Here is an 18771-nt window from a genome sequence, read left to right on the forward strand (position 1 = left end):
TTAACCTCCACCTAAAAATTAACTAATTTTGCAGAGTATAGCACAGCCGCGGGCTTTAGTGTGAAGCCAACACTCATACTCTGACAAACCCGCGACCCATCGCAAGTTTCTTCTGTGTTATCGGTTTCTTAGCGGCGAGCGCCGAGAGATTTATAAGGCTGCGCATTGGTTGAGCCCGGAAAATACCCTCCGGGATGCGATTCGGTATGTCCGGATCGGGTCATCGACCACTTGCCAACCCTTTCGTTCCGCTGTAATGCCGCCTCTATCGTCTTCGGGCGAGATTCTCTCGTGGGAGATTGCAGGGATCGCGATCCCGGATCGGACCACGCAACATAATCTGGGTGAGACGCGTTTCACCTAAGTTGAAAGGAAAACCAAATGGCCAAGAAGCTTGCTGGTACAATGAAACTGCAGGTTCCTGCAGGTCAGGCGAACCCGTCGCCGCCAGTTGGTCCGGCGCTGGGTCAGCGCGGCATCAACATCATGGAATTCTGCAAGGCGTTCAACGCCAAGACCGCAGACATGGAGCAGGGTGCGCCTTGCCCGACCGTGATCACCTATTATCAGGACAAGTCCTTCACCATGGACATCAAGACGCCGCCCGCGTCTTATTACCTGAAAAAAGCCGCTGGTCTGAAGCCGGTTGGCAAGCGTAACCGTCCCCGTGGTGCGGAAAACCCAGGTCGTGAGACCGTGGCAACCGTGACCTCAAAGCAGGTTCGTGAAATCGCCGAAGCCAAAATGAAAGATCTGAACGCTACCAGCATCGAAGGTGCAATGCAGATCATCCTGGGCTCGGCCCGCTCTATGGGCATCGAGGTGAAGTAAGATGGCAAAACTCGGTAAACGTACCCGCGCTGCGCGCGAAGCTGTCGCTGGCAAGGAAAACCTGTCGGTGGACGAAGCAGTTGCACTGGTCAAAGCCAACGCAACCTCGAAATTCGACGAGACCATCGAAATCGCTCTGAACCTGGGCGTTGACACCCGTCACGCAGACCAGATGGTTCGCGGAGTTGTTGGCCTGCCGAACGGCACAGGCAAAGCGATGCGTGTTGCTGTTTTTGCGCGTGGCCCCAAGGCTGACGAAGCAAAAGAAGCTGGCGCAGATATCGTAGGCGCAGAAGACCTGATGGAAACCATTCAGGGCGGCACCATCGAATTCGATCGCTGCATCGCCACCCCGGACATGATGCCGATCGTTGGCCGTCTGGGTAAAGTTCTGGGCCCCCGGAACCTGATGCCGAACCCCAAGGTTGGCACCGTGACCATGGACGTGAAAGCGGCCGTGGAAGCAGCCAAAGGTGGTGAAGTTCAGTTTAAGGCGGAAAAAGGCGGCGTTGTGCACGCCGGCGTTGGCAAAGCGTCGTTCGACGAAGCCAAACTGGTTGAAAACGTCCGCGCCTTCATCTCGGCTGTTGCAAAAGCCAAGCCGTCGGGCGCCAAAGGCACCTACATGAAGAAGATTGCACTGAGCTCGACCATGGGTCCGGGTGTGACGCTGGACGTGGCGGCCGCTGCCGGCGAATAAGCCTTGGCGATGTGCTGTGAAAAATTGAACCCGGGTGGCGAAAGCTGCCCGGGTTTTTTCATTGGCCTAATGCAGGCGTTGCTGAGCATTGTAATGAATGGGGCTTCTTGGCTAGACATATTCGTCAGGCGCGAACGGGGGCAGCTTACCAGCTGATTTGACCGCATGGAGCTACAGAATACGCCCAAAGAACTAAGGATGCTGCGCCGCCGCATTCGTCAGTTCCGGCAAAACGTGAGCTATCAGTATTATGAAGAAAAAAGTGGCATTGTTCAAAGCGGGCTTTTAAGTGGTTTCAAGCTGATTGATGAGCACACTTGGGGGCAGGCAGATCTTCTGACCAAACTGCTGGGCCTGTACGAGCAGCAGAACCTCCCGATCCTTGGGGGTAGTTCCAAATCAACACTGGTGGATATTGGTGCTGCGGATGGGTATTGGGGCGTCGGCCTTGTCTACGCTGGTTGCTTTGATCAAAGTGTGTGTTTTGAGCAAAGAGGCCGAGGCAGGCGTGTCATCCGCCGAACTGCAGTTGCCAATGATATTCGGGAAAAGGTTCGCGTTGCGGGCGCGGCTACGTTTGAATCGCTGCAAGCTGAGCTTGGCGGATTATACCAGCCTGAGGACCTGTTCTTTCTGATCGATATCGAGGGGGGTGAATTTGACCTGCTTACGTTTGAGTTCCTTAGCAAATATCGCGCCTCAGAGTTTCTGATCGAGCTCCATACTGGCGGTGATCCATCGGCCCCCGAAAAAGAAAAGCGGCTCATTCAAGACGCACGCAAATTGTTTAACGTTTGTGTCTTGGACGACACCAAGCGTGATCTTCGGCAGCTTCGATCGGAGATATACTTGCCAGACGACCTCACCTGGCTTTTTGCCTCCGAGGGCCGCGGATACCCCATGAGTTGGCTTCACCTGAGTCCGCGTAGCGAGGATGCGGTCTAACTGAACCGTATTTGGCAGGTTGCGTAGCCATGGACGGGCAACTATGCATCCCACGGATTTGCGAACACTTAGGTGTGCGATTTTTTGATGTTTGGGCAGCGGTTGACGGCGTGTTGATTTCTTGCTTGCCACTTACAATTTACCCCTTGGAAACCCCGTCCATCTGCCCTAAGTAGACCTGCGGAACAAAGCGTGCGATTCGTCGTGCGCTTTATTTCGTTTCGTCCAAGACGGTGGGTGGTGCCATATGGCCCCTTAATTCCCTGCCTGAGACGGGTAAGACCAAAGAATTTCGAGGGTCCCACCCTCGGGCGAATTTTGGCCATTCCCGTAACAACGGACCTGAACGCCGGAGCGCAAGCTGCGGCAAATATGAGCCGGGGTGAGATATCGCCCCAAACTTGGAGAGAACTGTGGATAGAGCCCAGAAAGAGAAAGTGGTCGAGGAACTCGGCCAAATCTTCGAAAGCTCTGGCGTCGTAGTGGTTTCGCACTACGCCGGTCTGACAGTTGCCGAGATGCAGGACCTTCGCGCACGTGCTCGTGACGCGGGTGGTGCCGTGCGTGTTGCCAAGAACAGGCTCGCCAAAATCGCCCTTGAGGGTAAGCCGTGTGAAAGCATGGCCGACCTGCTGACAGGGATGACCGTTCTGACCTATTCCGAGGACCCCGTGGCAGCAGCCAAGGTGGCCGAGGACTTCGCCAAGGATAACAAGAATTTTGAGATCCTCGGCGGTGCTATGGGCGAGAACGCTCTGGACCGCAAAGGCGTCGAAACAGTTTCGAAAATGCCGTCTCGTGAAGAGCTTATTGCTTCGATCGTGGGCTGCATTGGCGCACCTGCTTCGAACATCGCCGGCGCGATTGGCGCACCTGCAAGCAACATCGCAAGCATCCTTTCCACCATCGAAGAGAAGGCGGAAGCTGCGTAAGCGGTTGGCACTGAATGATCTGCGTAGGGGAACACCCCTGACGTTGGAACACACACTGTAAAACGGAAAGAGCTAATACAATGGCTGATCTGAAAGCACTCGCAGAAAGCATCGTGGGTCTGACCCTGCTGGAAGCACAAGAACTGAAAACCATCCTCAAAGACGAATACGGCATCGAGCCCGCAGCTGGCGGCGCCGTAATGGTTGCAGCTGGTGGCGACGCCGGTGGCGCAGCTGAGGAAGAGAAAACCGAATTCGACGTCGTTCTGAAGAACGCCGGCGCTTCGAAAATCAACGTGATCAAAGAAGTTCGCGGCATCACCGGTCTGGGCCTGAAAGAAGCCAAAGAGCTGGTCGAAGCTGGCGGCAAGATCAAAGAAGGCGTGTCGAAAGACGAAGCCGAAGAAGTCAAAGGCAAGCTGGAAGCAGCTGGCGCCGAAGTCGAGCTGGCCTAAGCCAACCGACAGGTGCATCGCTGATGCGCCGCAAAATTTGGCTGGGCCCGGAGAAATCCGGGTCCAGCCGAACCTGTCTTAGAAAGGGCCTCAACATCTGGGGCGTTTTCTAAGACACGGTTTTCGGATCGGGAGGCCACCTTCGGGACGGTGGCCACGAATTGATCCGGACGTGTCGTCTCGAATGTGCAAGATGCCGGGGCCCGACGGTGTCTTTGCCCGCTGAGAACATCGAAAGGTGACATCTGACATGGCTCAATCGTTCCTTGGCCAGAAACGTCTTCGGAAATATTACGGCAAAATCCGCGAAGTGCTGGAGATGCCGAACCTCATTGAGGTCCAGAAATCTTCCTATGATCTATTCCTGCGCTCCGGCGATGCAGAGCAGCCCACTGACGGCGAAGGCATCAAAGGCGTGTTCCAGTCGGTTTTCCCGATCAAGGATTTCAACGAAACCTCCGTTCTGGAGTTCGTGAAATACGATCTGGAGAAACCCAAATACGACGTCGAAGAGTGTATGCAGCGCGACATGACCTACAGCGCGCCGCTGAAGGTCACTCTGCGTCTGATCGTGTTTGATGTCGATGAGGACACCGGCGCGAAATCGGTCAAGGACATCAAGGAACAGGACGTGTTCATGGGCGACATGCCCCTGATGACACCAAACGGGACGTTCATCGTGAACGGCACCGAGCGTGTGATCGTGTCCCAGATGCACCGCTCGCCCGGTGTGTTCTTCGACCATGACAAGGGCAAGACCCACTCCTCGGGCAAGCTGCTGTTTGCCTGCCGCATCATCCCGTATCGCGGCAGCTGGCTGGACTTTGAGTTCGACGCCAAGGACATCGTATTCGCCCGTATCGACCGTCGCCGTAAGTTGCCTGTGACCACCCTGCTGTATGCGCTGGGACTGGATCAGGAAGCGATCATGGACGCGTATTACAACACCGTGTCCTTCAAACTGGACAAGAAGAAGGGCTGGGTCACGCCGTTCTTCCCCGAGCGCGTGCGCGGCACCCGCCCGACTTACGATCTGGTTGACGCGAAATCCGGTGAAGTGATTGCCGAAGCGGGCAAGAAAGTCACCCCGCGCGCGGTCAAGAAGCTGATCGACGAAGGTGCAGTCACAGACCTGCTGGTTCCGTTCGATCACATCGTTGGCAAATATGTCGCCAAGGACATCATCAACGAAGAAACCGGCGCGATCTATGTCGAGGCCGGGGATGAGCTGACGCTGGAATACGACAAGGACGGCGAGTTGATCGGCGGTACTGCGAAAGAGCTGATCGACGCGGGCATCACCGATATTCCGGTTCTGGACATCGACAACGTCAATGTCGGTCCGTACATGCGCAACACCATGGCGCAGGACAAGAACATGAACCGCGAAAGCGCGCTCATGGATATCTATCGCGTCATGCGTCCGGGTGAGCCGCCCACCGTCGAAGCCGCGTCGGCCTTGTTCGACACGCTGTTCTTCGACAGTGAGCGCTATGATCTGTCCGCCGTTGGCCGCGTGAAGATGAACATGCGTCTGGCGCTGGACAAGCCCGACACACAGCGCACGCTGGACCGCGAAGACATCGTGGCCTGCATCAAGGCGCTGGTCGAGCTACGCGACGGCAAGGGCGACGTGGACGATATCGACCACCTCGGGAACCGTCGTGTGCGCTCAGTGGGCGAACTGATGGAGAACCAGTACCGCGTTGGCCTGCTGCGCATGGAGCGCGCGATCAAAGAGCGTATGTCGTCGGTCGAGATCGACACCGTCATGCCTCAGGATCTGATCAACGCGAAACCAGCTGCCGCCGCTGTCCGTGAATTCTTCGGCTCGTCGCAGCTGTCGCAGTTCATGGACCAGACCAACCCGCTGTCGGAGGTTACCCACAAACGCCGCCTCTCGGCGCTTGGGCCCGGTGGTCTGACACGCGAGCGTGCGGGCTTTGAGGTTCGCGACGTGCACACCACGCATTATGGACGGATGTGCCCGATTGAAACGCCGGAAGGCCCGAACATCGGTCTGATCAACTCGCTGGCGACCTTCGCGCGTGTGAACAAGTACGGCTTTATCGAGACTCCCTATCGCGTTGTAAGTGAAGGGCACGTGACCGACGAAGTCCACTATATGTCCGCGACGGAAGAGATGCGCCATGTTGTGGCGCAGGCGAACGCGACGCTGGACGCAGACGGCAACTTTATCAATGATCTGGTGTCGACCCGTCAGAACGGCGACTACACCCTCGCCCCGCGCGAGAATGTTGACCTGATCGACGTGTCGCCGAAACAGCTGGTATCGGTCGCTGCATCGCTGATCCCGTTCCTTGAAAATGACGACGCCAACCGCGCTCTGATGGGCTCGAACATGCAACGTCAGGCGGTTCCGCTGCTGCGGGCCGAGGCTCCGCTGGTTGGTACCGGGATCGAGGAAAAGGTTGCGATCGACTCGGGTGCTGCGATTCAGGCGAAACGCGCCGGTATCATCGATCAGGTCGATGCCCAGCGTATCGTTATCCGCGCCACCGAGGATCTGGAACTGGGCGACGCTGGCGTTGACATCTATCGTCTGCGCAAGTTCCAGCGTTCGAACCAGAACACCTGCATCAACCAGCGTCCGCTGATCAAGGTGGGTGACACCGTCCAAAAGGGCGAGGTCATTGCCGATGGTCCGTCGACCGATATGGGTGAACTGGCGCTTGGTAAGAACGTGGTCGTCGCGTTCATGCCGTGGAACGGTTACAACTACGAAGACTCGATCCTGATCTCGGAACGTATCGCGCGTGACGACGTCTTTACTTCGGTTCACATCGAGGAATTCGAAGTCGCGGCCCGTGACACCAAGCTGGGCCCGGAAGAGATCACCCGCGACATCCCGAACGTCGGTGAAGAAGCGCTGCGCAACCTCGACGAGGCGGGCATCGTTTACATCGGTGCGGATGTTGAGCCGGGCGATATTCTGGTCGGCAAGATCACTCCGAAGGGCGAAAGCCCGATGACCCCGGAAGAAAAGCTGCTGCGCGCCATCTTTGGTGAAAAAGCATCTGACGTGCGCGACACTTCGCTGCGTGTGAAGCCGGGCGATTACGGTACGGTCGTTGAGGTCCGCGTCTTCAACCGTCACGGCGTAGAAAAAGACGAGCGTGCGCTGCAAATCGAGCGTGAGGAAGTCGAACGTCTGGCCCGTGACCGGGATGACGAACTGGCGATCCTTGACCGCAACATCTATGCGCGTCTGCAGGGCCTGATCCTGGGTAAAACCGCTGTCAAAGGCCCGAAAGGCGTCAAGGCAGGGTCGGCGATCACCGAGGAGCTACTGGAAACCCTGACCCGTGGTCAGTGGTGGCAGCTGGCACTGGAAGGTGAGCAGGACGCACAGATCGTTGAGGCTCTGAACGAGCAATACGAAGTGCAAAAGCGCGCTCTGGACGCTCGTTTCGAGGACAAGGTCGAGAAGGTCCGTCGCGGCGACGACCTGCCGCCGGGTGTGATGAAGATGGTTAAAGTCTTCATTGCCGTGAAGCGTAAGCTGCAGCCGGGTGACAAGATGGCCGGTCGTCACGGGAACAAAGGTGTGATTTCCAAGGTTGTTCCGATGGAAGACATGCCGTTCCTGGCCGATGGTACGCCGGTTGACTTCTGTCTGAACCCGCTGGGTGTGCCTTCGCGTATGAACGTTGGTCAGATCCTTGAAACCCACATGGGTTGGGCCGCGCGCGGTCTGGGTCTGAACATCGATGAGGCTCTGGGTGAATATCGCCGTTCTGGCGATCTAACACCGGTGCGCGAAGCGATGAAGCTGGCCTATGGTGAGAATGTCTACGAAGAAGGCATCACCGGTCTGGACGAGGATGGCCTGATCGAGGCTGCGGGCAACGTGACCCGTGGTGTTCCGATCGCAACTCCGGTCTTTGATGGTGCCAAAGAGGCTGACGTCAACGACGCGCTGGTGCGTGCGGGCTTCTCGGAAAGCGGTCAGTCGGTTCTGTTCGACGGTCGCACCGGTGAGCAATTCGCGCGTCCGGTGACCGTGGGCATCAAGTACCTTCTGAAGCTGCACCACCTTGTGGACGACAAGATCCACGCGCGTTCGACCGGGCCGTACAGCCTGGTTACTCAGCAGCCGCTGGGTGGTAAGGCGCAGTTCGGTGGTCAGCGCTTTGGTGAGATGGAGGTTTGGGCTCTGGAAGCTTACGGCGCCGCCTACACCCTGCAGGAGATGTTGACCGTAAAATCGGATGACGTCGCTGGCCGGACCAAGGTCTATGAGTCGATCGTCAAGGGCGAGGATAACTTTGAAGCGGGCGTACCGGAATCGTTCAACGTTCTGGTGAAAGAAGTCCGTGGCCTCGGCCTGAATATGGAACTCCTGGATGCGGAGGTTGAAGAATAGTGCCAAGCGTCTTGGTGATAACGCCGGATGAAGCAGCCTTTGGGCCTGCGAAGGGCGTGCCATTGGATCAAATCCCTTGGCACGAGCTTCCTTCGAAGGTTCTCAAGGATGTACCGGCGTCGTTCTCTGAGCAAGACTGGGTACAATATTCTGTAATGATGGAGTTCAATTGGAAGGTTGAACTCTTTCGCCCACACCCAAACAACGCGACAGACTTCTCAGACATTATTGTTGTCTCCGAAAACTGCGCCTGCACGATTAGCTAAGGAGGTTCCGCATGAACCAGGAACTGACCAATAACCCGTTCAACCCGCTGACGCCCCCCAAGGTCTTTGACGAGATCAAGGTCTCGCTGGCGTCGCCAGAGCGGATCCTGTCTTGGTCCTATGGCGAGATCAAGAAACCCGAAACCATCAACTACCGGACGTTCAAGCCCGAGCGTGACGGTCTGTTCTGTGCGCGTATCTTTGGCCCGATCAAAGATTACGAATGCCTGTGCGGCAAATATAAGCGGATGAAGTATCGCGGCGTTGTCTGCGAGAAATGCGGTGTGGAAGTCACCCTGCAAAAAGTCCGCCGCGAGCGTATGGGTCACATCGAACTGGCCGCGCCCGTCGCACATATCTGGTTCCTGAAATCGCTGCCGTCCCGCATCGGTCTGATGCTGGACATGACGCTGCGCGATCTGGAACGCGTTCTGTACTTTGAAAACTATGTCGTCATCGAGCCCGGTCTGACTGACCTGACCTACGGCCAGATGCTGACTGAAGAAGAGTACATGGACGCGCAGGATGCCTATGGCATGGACGCGTTCACCGCGAATATCGGTGCTGAAGCCATCCGCGAGATGCTGGCCCAGATCGATCTGGAAGCCGAAGCCGAGCAGTTGCGCGCTGATCTGGCCGAAGCAACCGGCGAGCTGAAGCCCAAGAAGATCATCAAGCGTCTGAAGGTTGTTGAATCCTTCCTCGAGTCGGGCAACCGGCCTGAGTGGATGGTTATGACCGTAATCCCGGTCATTCCGCCGGAACTGCGTCCGCTGGTCCCGCTGGATGGTGGCCGTTTCGCGACCTCGGATCTGAACGATCTGTATCGCCGCGTCATCAACCGGAACAACCGTCTGAAGCGTCTGATTGAGCTGCGCGCGCCTGACATCATCGTCCGCAACGAAAAGCGGATGCTGCAGGAATCCGTGGATGCTCTGTTCGACAACGGCCGTCGTGGCCGCGTGATCACCGGCGCCAACAAGCGCCCGCTGAAATCGCTGTCGGACATGCTGAAGGGCAAGCAGGGCCGCTTCCGCCAGAACCTTCTGGGTAAGCGCGTCGACTTCTCGGGCCGTTCGGTCATCGTGACCGGTCCCGAGCTGAAGTTGCACCAGTGTGGTCTGCCCAAGAAGATGGCGCTGGAGCTGTTCAAGCCGTTCATCTACTCGCGCCTTGAAGCCAAGGGTCTGTCATCGACCGTGAAACAGGCGAAGAAGCTGGTCGAGAAAGAACGTCCCGAAGTGTGGGATATTCTTGACGAGGTGATCCGCGAACACCCTGTCATGCTGAACCGTGCGCCCACGTTGCACCGTCTTGGCATTCAGGCGTTTGAGCCGGTTCTGATCGAAGGTAAAGCCATCCAGCTGCACCCGCTGGTCTGTTCGGCCTTTAACGCCGACTTCGACGGGGACCAGATGGCCGTTCACGTGCCCTTGAGCCTTGAGGCCCAGCTGGAAGCCCGCGTTCTGATGATGTCGACGAACAACGTTCTGTCGCCTGCAAACGGCGCGCCGATCATCGTTCCGTCGCAGGATATGATCCTGGGTCTGTACTATGTGACCCTGGAACGCGAAGGTATGCCCGGTGAAGGCAAAGTCTTCGGTTCGATCGAAGAAGTTCAGCACGCGCTGGACGCAGGTGAGGTGCATCTGCACACCAAAATCACCGCGCGGATCACGCAGATCGACGACGAAGGCAACGAAGTTCAGAAGCGTTACGAAACCACTCCGGGCCGTCTGCGTCTGGGTGCGTTGCTGCCGATGAACAACAAAGCGCCGTTCGAGCTGGTCAACCGCCTGCTGCGGAAGAAAGAAGTGCAGCAGGTGATCGACACCGTCTATCGGTATTGCGGTCAGAAAGAGTCGGTCATTTTCTGTGACCAGATCATGTCGATGGGCTTCAAAGAAGCGTTCAAGGCGGGCATCTCGTTCGGTAAGGACGACATGGTCATCCCCGATGACAAGTGGGGCATCGTTGATGATACCCGCGGTCAGGTGAAGGACTTTGAACAGCAGTACATGGACGGCCTGATCACTCAGGGCGAAAAGTACAACAAAGTTGTCGATGCCTGGTCGAAGTGTAACGATCGCGTCACCGAAGCCATGATGTCGACGATCTCGTCGTCGGATCGGGCAGAGGACGGGTCCGAGCAGGAACCGAACTCGGTCTACATGATGGCTCACTCGGGCGCGCGTGGCTCGGTCACTCAGATGAAACAGCTGGGCGGTATGCGCGGCCTGATGGCCAAGCCGAACGGTGACATCATCGAGACGCCGATCATCTCGAACTTCAAAGAAGGTCTGACCGTTCTCGAGTACTTCAACTCGACCCACGGTGCCCGTAAGGGTCTGTCGGATACCGCTCTGAAGACGGCGAACTCGGGTTACCTGACCCGTCGTCTGGTGGACGTGGCGCAGGACTGCATCGTTCGTGAGATCGACTGTGGAACCGAGCGTGCGATCACTGCCGAGGCTGCTGTAAATGACGGTGAGGTTGTCGCCTCGTTGGCCGAGCGTGTGCTGGGCCGTGTCTCTGCTGACGATGTTCTGCGTCCGGGCACCGATGAGGTGATCGTGGCCGCTGGCCAGCTGATTGACGAACGCATGGCGGACACCATCGATGAAGCTGGTGTTGCCTCGATGCGTATCCGCTCGCCGCTGACCTGTGAGTCTGAGGAAGGCGTCTGTGCAACTTGCTACGGTCGTGACCTTGCACGCGGTACCATGGTGAACACGGGTGAAGCTGTCGGTATCATCGCCGCTCAGTCCATCGGTGAACCTGGTACACAGCTGACCATGCGTACATTCCACATCGGTGGCGTTGCGCAAGGTGGTCAGCAGTCGTTCCAGGAAGCCAGCCAGGAAGGCGTCGTTTCCTTCGAGAACCCGCAGATCCTGGTCAATGCCGCTGGCGAAAGCCTGGTCATGGGCCGGAACATGAAGCTGGTGATCAAGGACGAGCATGGAGAAGAGCGTGCCAGCCACAAGCTGGGCTATGGCTCCAAACTGTTTGTCAAGGACGGCGCATCGGTGGCCCGTGGCGACAAGCTGTATGAATGGGACCCCTACACTCTGCCGATCATCGCCGAGAAGGCCGGTACTGCGAAATACGTTGATCTGGTTTCGGGCCTTGCTGTCCGCGATGAGACCGACGAAGCAACCGGTATGACCCAGAAGATCGTGATCGACTGGCGCGCGGCCCCCAAAGGCAGCGACCTCAAGCCCGAGATCATTCTGGTCGGTGAAGATGGCGAGCCGGTCCGCAACGATGCGGGCAACCCGGTTCACTATCCGATGTCGGTGGATGCGATCCTGTCGGTCGAAGACGGTCAGCAGATCGAAGCTGGTGACGTTGTTGCGCGTATCCCGCGTGAGGGCGCCAAGACCAAGGACATCACCGGTGGTCTGCCGCGTGTGGCCGAACTGTTCGAAGCCCGTCGTCCGAAAGATCACGCGATCATCGCAGAAGCCGATGGTTACGTGCGCTTTGGCCGCGACTACAAGAACAAGCGCCGCATCAGCATCGAACCGGCGGACGAGTCCATGGAGACCATCGAGTACATGGTGCCCAAGGGCAAGCACATCCCGGTCGCCGAAGGGGACTTCATCCAGAAGGGTGAATACCTGATGGACGGTAATCCGGCTCCGCATGACATCCTGTCCATCATGGGTGTCGAGGCGCTTGCGGATTACATGATCGACGAGGTGCAGGACGTCTATCGTCTGCAGGGCGTGAAGATCAACGACAAGCACATCGAAGTCATCGTGCGCCAGATGCTGCAGAAGTGGGAGATCCTGGATTCAGGCGACACCACCCTGCTGAAAGGCGAACATGTCGACAAGCAGGAGTTCGACGCAGCCAACGAGAAGACCATCTCGCGCGGCGGCCGTCCGGCTCAGGGCGAACCGATCCTTCTGGGGATTACCAAAGCCTCGCTGCAGACGCGTTCGTTCATCTCTGCGGCCTCGTTCCAGGAAACCACTCGCGTGCTGACCGAAGCCTCGGTTCAGGGCAAGAAGGACAAACTGGTTGGCCTGAAAGAGAACGTCATCGTTGGTCGTCTGATCCCTGCCGGTACCGGTGGGGCCACTCAGGCTGTCCGCCACATCGCGCAGTCGCGTGACAACGTGGTCATCGAAGCCCGTCGGGAAGAGGCCGAAGCCGCCGCAGCTTTGGCTGCTCCGACATTCGACGACGACATGGTCGGTGATGAGCTGGACGTTCTGGTGGAAACACCGGAAAGCCGCGAGTAAGCGATCTTTCATAATCTAAATCAGGCCTCGCAGAATTGCGGGGCCTTTTTTTGATCTCAAAATCTAAGGACAATCAAACCGGTAGATCTGACAGAAAAGTCACAATAAGTTCTTAGATTAAATAGCGAAAACGTGGATGCGTTCCGTCCCTGCGCTCAAACCCGCAAGCCAGGTAGATGGCCTGCGCATTGAGGTTTTCAGGATGCGTTCCGACCATCATGTAAGTGCAAGACAGATCGCGAGCCTTGTCAATTGATGCCGCTATCAGTTGCTTCCCGATCCCGGCCCCCCGAACACGGGGTTCTACAAAAAGATGGTGCATGTCGATGCCACGGCTTCCCAATTGAAGCTGGACCAGCGGATACAGTGATGCATAGCCCACGATGCTGCCTGCAACGCTCGCGACGAGGGTGTAGACCCAAGGTACATCGCCGAACATGTCGCGTTCGATTGTCTGAATGCTGGCAGTCGGCGTGTCGCCGTGATGACGCGCAAGCGCCTCGATCATTGACAATATCATTGGTGCATCTGCGCGAACGGCATCCCGTATTTCAATCGCAGGGAGCGAGCTTTCCCTTTGCATCATATTCCTCCTGTTCCAGCCACAGGAGCAAAAAACAAATGCCGCGCTGTGGCGGCATCATTCATTCTCAGTTTATCGGCCGCTCTGATGAAGAACGAAGATAATAGCTCATTGTTTGTGTAAGCGTATCCGACATAGACCAAACATGCGATGCTACCGCTGCTTGGTCAATCCTACATGAAAACAGACGCGTCGAGTCGTCTCAAAACTGTTTCCAATTGACATTCACGCCTTGGGCGGAGCCAATGCAACGATTGTCATAAGTTGGATCAAATTGAGATGACCCCGAATGTCAGAGGCGCATTGCTGATGATGGGCAGCATGGCTGCCTTTACTGTCAATGACACTCTGGTGAAATCAGTGGGGCAGACCATGCCGCTGTTTCAACTGGTTGCGACGCGCGGGGCTCTGGCGACGGTACTGGTGTTTTTGCTGGCGCGGCATCTTGGGTCGCTCCACATGAACTTTTCGCGCCACGACAAATGGTTGATTGCCTTTCGCTGCGTGGCCGAGCTGGCGGCTACATACTTTTTTCTGACGGCCTTGATGCATATGCCGCTTGCTAACGTGACTGCGGTCTTGCAAGCGCTTCCGCTGACCGTGACCCTGGGTGCGGCACTGTTCTTCGGCGAGGTGATCGGATGGAGGCGGATCGTAGCGATCGCGTTGGGGTTCTTCGGTATGATATTGATCGTTCGCCCTGGCCCCGACGGCTTCAGTATCTACGCGATTTACGCATTGATTGCGGTTGCATCCGTCACGGCCCGCGATCTGATCACGCGGCGCATGTCAGCCGAGGTTCCTTCGATGGTTGTGACTTTGGCAACGTCACTCTCCATTACATTGGCCGCTACGGTCGTGTCCATGTTCGAGGGATGGGCGCCGGTTTCGACCTCATCCGGTGTGATGGTTGCCAGCGCTGCGGTATTTGTTCTGATGGGATATCTTTTCAGTGTTATGGTCATGCGCGTAGGAGAAGTCGGCTTTATCGCGCCATTCCGGTATTCCAGCCTGATCTGGGCGCTTGGGCTGGGATGGGCGGTGTTCGGCGATTGGCCTGATGGCATTACCATGCTGGGCGCGGCGTTGGTTGTGGGGGCAGGGATGTTCACTCTGTTTCGTGAGCGATCCGGTCACGCGGACGAATGAACCCGATGCACGACATTCGGATCAATCGCAAATCGTTTGGCAAACTCACGTTCGATATCGGGTGTTATTGGTCTCAGCTGCGACTTCTGCTTACCGGCACGCGGGGAGTCATTGGAGCCGTTCAGTGACCTGATCCACATTGGCTTATCCGGATAGCTGATGACGGGCATGAAGCGTCCGATCCGGTTGTGGGTGAAGCTAATGATTGTATGGGCGCAGCCACCAGAGATAAGCATTCCCAAACCCACCCCGAGGAGCGATTTGTAAACCTGCGCTGTCTGAATGCCATCGGGACCAAAACTGGCCTGATATCCATTATTGAAATCGATACCGATCGCCTGGTTCCCAGCGATCAGGCTGGTCGCGTCCCCTGCGCCGGCCCGGAGTCTTTCGACGAAATCAACCGACACACAGTCGTCGTCATCATGACGAAACTGAAGACAGGGCCGATCCGGTTGTGAGCGCGCTTTCTGCAGAACACGCTTCATGGCCTGCCGATGTTTCAGGTCTGGATCGACCGGTTCCCGGATGATCCGCACCTGCCTGATATCCGCCGTCAGATCCTTGAGCCGGTCAAATGCGGCCTTCGGCAGACATTCCCCGGCAACGATCAGGAGCTGAAAGTCTCCATCTGTCTGTGCCCGAAAGCTGGGTAGGGTTATCGACTCGAAGAGGCGAAATCGTTCTTCCAAACGGGCAGGGCTGTATAAATGGCGACGTCGGTCTTCGACCGTGTTGTGTTCAATCTGGAAGTCGCCCAGGGCAGGGAATGAAAATCGGCACAGGCCAATGATTTGCATGAATCTTCCATTGATTGGCGGAACATTGACACTATGCACCGGGTGTATGCGTGTCGCAATGTATGGCGGAGTGGAAATTGCGAACTGATCCTGATAGAGGCTTGGCAACTCGCCGCGCAACACGCCTTTCATGGACGGCTGTTGACACTCGGCCCGACTCCCCTTAATACGCGCGACATCTCGGTACCGGGGGCCGCCCCATAACCGATTTCAGTAATGAACTGGTCAAGGCCCGGACACTTTTATCGTTCGCGCCCTCTGATAACAAACCGCGACGTTCACCTCGGAATGGGAACGCTCGCGGGTTTTGCGCTTGTGGACGCATGAGTGCAGCGAATTTAACCGCACGCAGCCGCGTGCATGTCATGTGTGTTGCAAAACGGGGAAGAAACCGGAATGCCAACTATTCAACAGCTGATCCGCAAACCGCGGCAGCCCAAAGTAAAACGCTCGAAGTCCATGCACCTGGAGCAGTGCCCGCAGAAGCGCGGCGTCTGCACCCGCGTGTACACCACCACACCGAAGAAGCCGAACTCGGCTATGCGTAAGGTTGCCAAGGTGCGCCTGACCAACGGGTTCGAGGTCATCTCGTACATCCCCGGTGAAAGCCACAACCTGCAGGAACACTCAGTTGTTCTGATCCGTGGCGGCCGTGTAAAAGACCTTCCCGGTGTGCGCTACCACATCCTGCGTGGTGTTCTGGATACTCAGGGCGTCAAAGATCGTAAGCAACGCCGTTCGAAATACGGCGCGAAGCGTCCCAAGTAAGAAGGAGAGGCTGATATGTCACGTCGTCACGCCGCCGAAAAACGCGAAGTCCTGCCTGACGCCAAATTTGGCGACAAGGTACTGACCAAATTCATGAACAACCTGATGATCGACGGCAAGAAGTCGGTCGCAGAGCGCATCGTCTACAACGCCTTTGACCGCGTTGAAGGCAAGATCAAGCGCGCACCTGTCGAAGTGTTCCACGAAGCGCTCGACAACATCAAACCGTCGGTCGAGGTTCGCTCGCGCCGGGTTGGTGGTGCAACCTATCAGGTTCCGGTCGAAGTGCGCCCTGAGCGCCGCGAAGCACTGGCCATCCGCTGGCTGATCACTGCTGCGCGTGGCCGTAACGAAAACACCATGGAAGAGCGCCTTGCAGGCGAGCTGCTGGACGCCGTACAGTCCCGCGGTACTGCCGTGAAAAAGCGCGAAGACACCCACAAGATGGCCGAGGCGAACAAAGCCTTCAGCCATTATCGTTGGTAATCCGAGAGGCTTAGACCAATGGCACGCGAATATCCGCTCGAACTGTACCGTAACTTCGGTATCATGGCGCACATCGACGCAGGTAAGACCACCTGCTCGGAGCGTATCCTGTATTACACTGGTAAATCCCACAACATCGGTGAGGTGCACGATGGTGCAGCCACCATGGACTGGATGGAGCAGGAGCAGGAACGCGGCATCACCATCACTTCGGCTGCGACCACCACTTTCTGGGAACGCACCGAGGACGGTCAGACCGCAGAAACTCCTAAGCACCGCCTGAACATCATCGACACCCCCGGCCACGTTGACTTCACCATTGAAGTTGAGCGTTCGCTGGCGGTTCTCGACGGTGCCGTCTGCGTTCTGGACGCAAACGCCGGTGTTGAGCCCCAGACCGAAACCGTGTGGCGTCAGGCTGACCGCTACAAGGTTCCGCGTATGGTTTTCGTCAACAAGATGGACAAGATCGGCGCTGATTTCTTCAACTGCGTCAACATGATCGAAGACCGCACCGGCGCACGCGCTGTTCCGGTTGGTATTCCGATCGGTGCCGAGTCCGAGCTGGAAGGCCTGATCGACCTGGTCACCATGGAAGAGTGGCTGTGGCAGGGCGAAGATCTGGGCGCAAGCTGGATCAAAGCTCCGATCCGCGACAGCTTGAAAGACATGGCTGACGAATGGCGCGGCAAGATGATCGAAGCGGCCGTCGAAATGGACGACGACGCGATGATGGAATACCTGGAAGGCAATGAGCCCGACGTTCCGACCCTGCGCGCCCTGCTGCGCAAAGGTACGCTGGAAATCGCGTTCGTTCCGGTTCTGGGTGGTTCGGCGTTCAAGAACAAAGGCGTTCAGCCGCTGCTCAACGCTGTGATCGACTATCTGCCCAGCCCGCTGGACGTTGTTGATTACATGGGCTTCAAACCCGGCGACGAGGAAGAAGTTCGTGACATCGCCCGCCGTGCAGACGACGACATGGCTTTCTCGGGCCTGGCGTTCAAAATCATGAACGACCCCTTCGTTGGCTCGCTGACCTTTACCCGGATCTACTCGGGCACCATGAACAAGGGTGACTCGATCCTGAACTCGACCAAAGGTAAGAAAGAGCGCATCGGTCGTATGATGATGATGCACTCGAACAACCGGGAAGAGATCGAAGAAGCGTTTGCAGGCGACATCATCGCGCTGGCGGGTCTGAAAGACACCACCACCGGTGACACCCTGTGTGACGCGAAAGAGCCGGTGGTTCTGGAAACCATGACCTTCCCCGATCCGGTGATCGAGATCGCGGTTGAGCCCAAAACCAAGGGCGACCAAGAGAAGATGTCCCAGGGTCTGGCCCGTCTGGCCGCCGAAGACCCGTCCTTCCGCGTGGAAACCGACCTGGAATCGGGTCAGACCATCATGAAGGGTATGGGCGAACTTCACCTGGACATCCTGGTTGATCGTCTGAAGCGTGAGTTCAAGGTCGAGGCGAACATCGGTGCACCGCAGGTGGCCTATCGCGAAACCATCTCGATGCCAGTCGAGCACACCTACACCCACAAGAAACAGTCGGGTGGTTCGGGTCAGTTCGCGGAAGTCAAGCTGGAGATCCAGCCGACCGAAGCGGGCGAAGGCTACTCGTTCGAAAGCCGCATTGTTGGTGGTGCTGTTCCGAAGGAATACATCCCCGGTGTTGAAAAAGGCATCAACTCGGTCATGGATAGCGGCCCGCTGGCTGGCTTCCCTGTGATCGACTTCAAGGTTGCCCTGCTGGACGGTAAGTTCCACGACGTTGACTCGAGCGTTCTGGCGTTCGAAATCGCATCGCGGATGTGTATGCGTGAAGGTATGCGCAAAGCTGGCGCGAAGCTGCTGGAACCGATCATGAAGGTCGAAGTGATCACCCCGGAAGAATACACCGGCGGTATCATCGGCGACCTGACCTCGCGTCGTGGCCAGGTGTCTGGTCAGGAACCGCGCGGCAACGCAATCGCGATCGATGCGTTCGTTCCGCTGGCGAACATGTTCGGCTATATCAACACCCTGCGTTCGATGTCGTCGGGCCGTGCCCAGTTCACCATGCAGTTCGACCACTACGATCCGGTTCCGCAGAACATCTCGGACGAGATTCAGGCGAAATACGCATAAGCGAAGATTTGAGGGAGCGCGCCTAACGCGCTCCCTTCATTACCGAAAAAGGAGGCCATCATGGCAAAGGAAAAGTTTGA

Annotated in this window: 13 protein-coding genes; 11 read left to right on the forward strand and 2 right to left on the reverse strand. The window is 57.1% G+C overall.

What is annotated here, in order from left to right; genetic code table 11:
* The first annotated feature begins 381 nt into the window (after positions 1–381).
* The 7 genes from rplK to rpoC all read left to right on the forward strand — a co-directional run bounded on the left by rplK (position 382) and on the right by rpoC (position 12769).
* A complete protein-coding gene (gene rplK, locus RA27_RS13800; RefSeq protein ID WP_039539915.1) occupies positions 382–831 on the forward strand; it encodes a 50S ribosomal protein L11 in 450 nt (149 codons plus the stop codon).
* Between the two features lies 1 nt (position 832).
* Positions 833–1531, forward strand: a complete 699-nt coding sequence (gene rplA / locus RA27_RS13805; RefSeq protein ID WP_008758243.1) for a 50S ribosomal protein L1 — start codon at positions 833–835, stop codon at positions 1529–1531.
* Between the two features lie 198 nt (positions 1532–1729).
* A complete protein-coding gene (locus RA27_RS13810; protein WP_039539918.1) occupies positions 1730–2476 on the forward strand; it encodes a hypothetical protein in 747 nt (248 codons plus the stop codon).
* Between the two features lie 413 nt (positions 2477–2889).
* Positions 2890–3408 carry a 50S ribosomal protein L10 gene (gene rplJ / locus RA27_RS13815; RefSeq protein ID WP_010441181.1) on the forward strand — a complete coding sequence of 173 codons (519 nt, stop codon included), beginning with the start codon at positions 2890–2892 and terminating at the stop codon, positions 3406–3408.
* Positions 3409–3488: 80 nt separating this feature from the next.
* Positions 3489–3863, forward strand: a complete 375-nt coding sequence (gene rplL, locus RA27_RS13820; RefSeq protein WP_010441182.1) for a 50S ribosomal protein L7/L12 — start codon at positions 3489–3491, stop codon at positions 3861–3863.
* Positions 3864–4113: 250 nt separating this feature from the next.
* Positions 4114–8250, forward strand: coding sequence for a DNA-directed RNA polymerase subunit beta (gene rpoB, locus RA27_RS13825; RefSeq protein ID WP_039539924.1), 4137 nt, complete (start codon positions 4114–4116; stop codon positions 8248–8250).
* Between the two features lie 277 nt (positions 8251–8527).
* Positions 8528–12769, forward strand: coding sequence for a DNA-directed RNA polymerase subunit beta' (gene rpoC / locus RA27_RS13835; RefSeq protein ID WP_039539928.1), 4242 nt, complete (start codon positions 8528–8530; stop codon positions 12767–12769).
* Positions 12770–12881: 112 nt separating this feature from the next.
* On the opposite strand, the gene RA27_RS13840 is transcribed toward rpoC, so the two are convergent.
* A complete protein-coding gene (locus RA27_RS13840) occupies positions 12882–13277 on the reverse strand; it encodes a GNAT family N-acetyltransferase (protein ID WP_193746516.1) in 396 nt (131 codons plus the stop codon).
* A gap of 354 nt (positions 13278–13631) precedes the next feature.
* Between RA27_RS13840 and RA27_RS13845 the strand changes: the two genes are divergently transcribed.
* Positions 13632–14501, forward strand: coding sequence for a DMT family transporter (locus RA27_RS13845; protein ID WP_039539930.1), 870 nt, complete (start codon positions 13632–13634; stop codon positions 14499–14501).
* Here the strand turns inward: RA27_RS13845 and RA27_RS13850 are convergent.
* Positions 14486–15301, reverse strand: coding sequence for a putative rhamnosyl transferase (locus RA27_RS13850; protein WP_039540071.1), 816 nt, complete (start codon positions 15299–15301; stop codon positions 14486–14488). The genes RA27_RS13845 and RA27_RS13850 overlap by 16 nt on opposite strands.
* Positions 15302–15697: 396 nt before the next feature.
* On the opposite strand from RA27_RS13850, the gene rpsL reads away from it, so the two are divergent.
* Genes rpsL through fusA form a run of 3 tightly spaced genes read left to right on the forward strand, consistent with a single transcriptional unit; the run spans position 15698 to position 18691 of the window.
* Positions 15698–16069: a 30S ribosomal protein S12 gene (gene rpsL, locus RA27_RS13855; protein ID WP_005621086.1), complete on the forward strand. Its 372-nt coding sequence runs from the start codon at positions 15698–15700 to the stop codon at positions 16067–16069.
* 15 nt (positions 16070–16084) lie between these two features.
* Positions 16085–16555 (forward strand): 30S ribosomal protein S7, encoded by a 471-nt coding sequence (gene rpsG / locus RA27_RS13860; protein ID WP_008756926.1) that lies wholly within the window; start codon positions 16085–16087, stop codon positions 16553–16555.
* Between the two features lie 18 nt (positions 16556–16573).
* Positions 16574–18691, forward strand: coding sequence for an elongation factor G (fusA, locus tag RA27_RS13865; protein WP_039539933.1), 2118 nt, complete (start codon positions 16574–16576; stop codon positions 18689–18691).
* Positions 18692–18771: the final 80 nt, after the last annotated feature.

The sequence above is a fragment of the Ruegeria sp. ANG-R genome, from assembly GCF_000813985.1.
Taxonomy (GTDB): Bacteria; Pseudomonadota; Alphaproteobacteria; order Rhodobacterales; family Rhodobacteraceae; genus Ruegeria.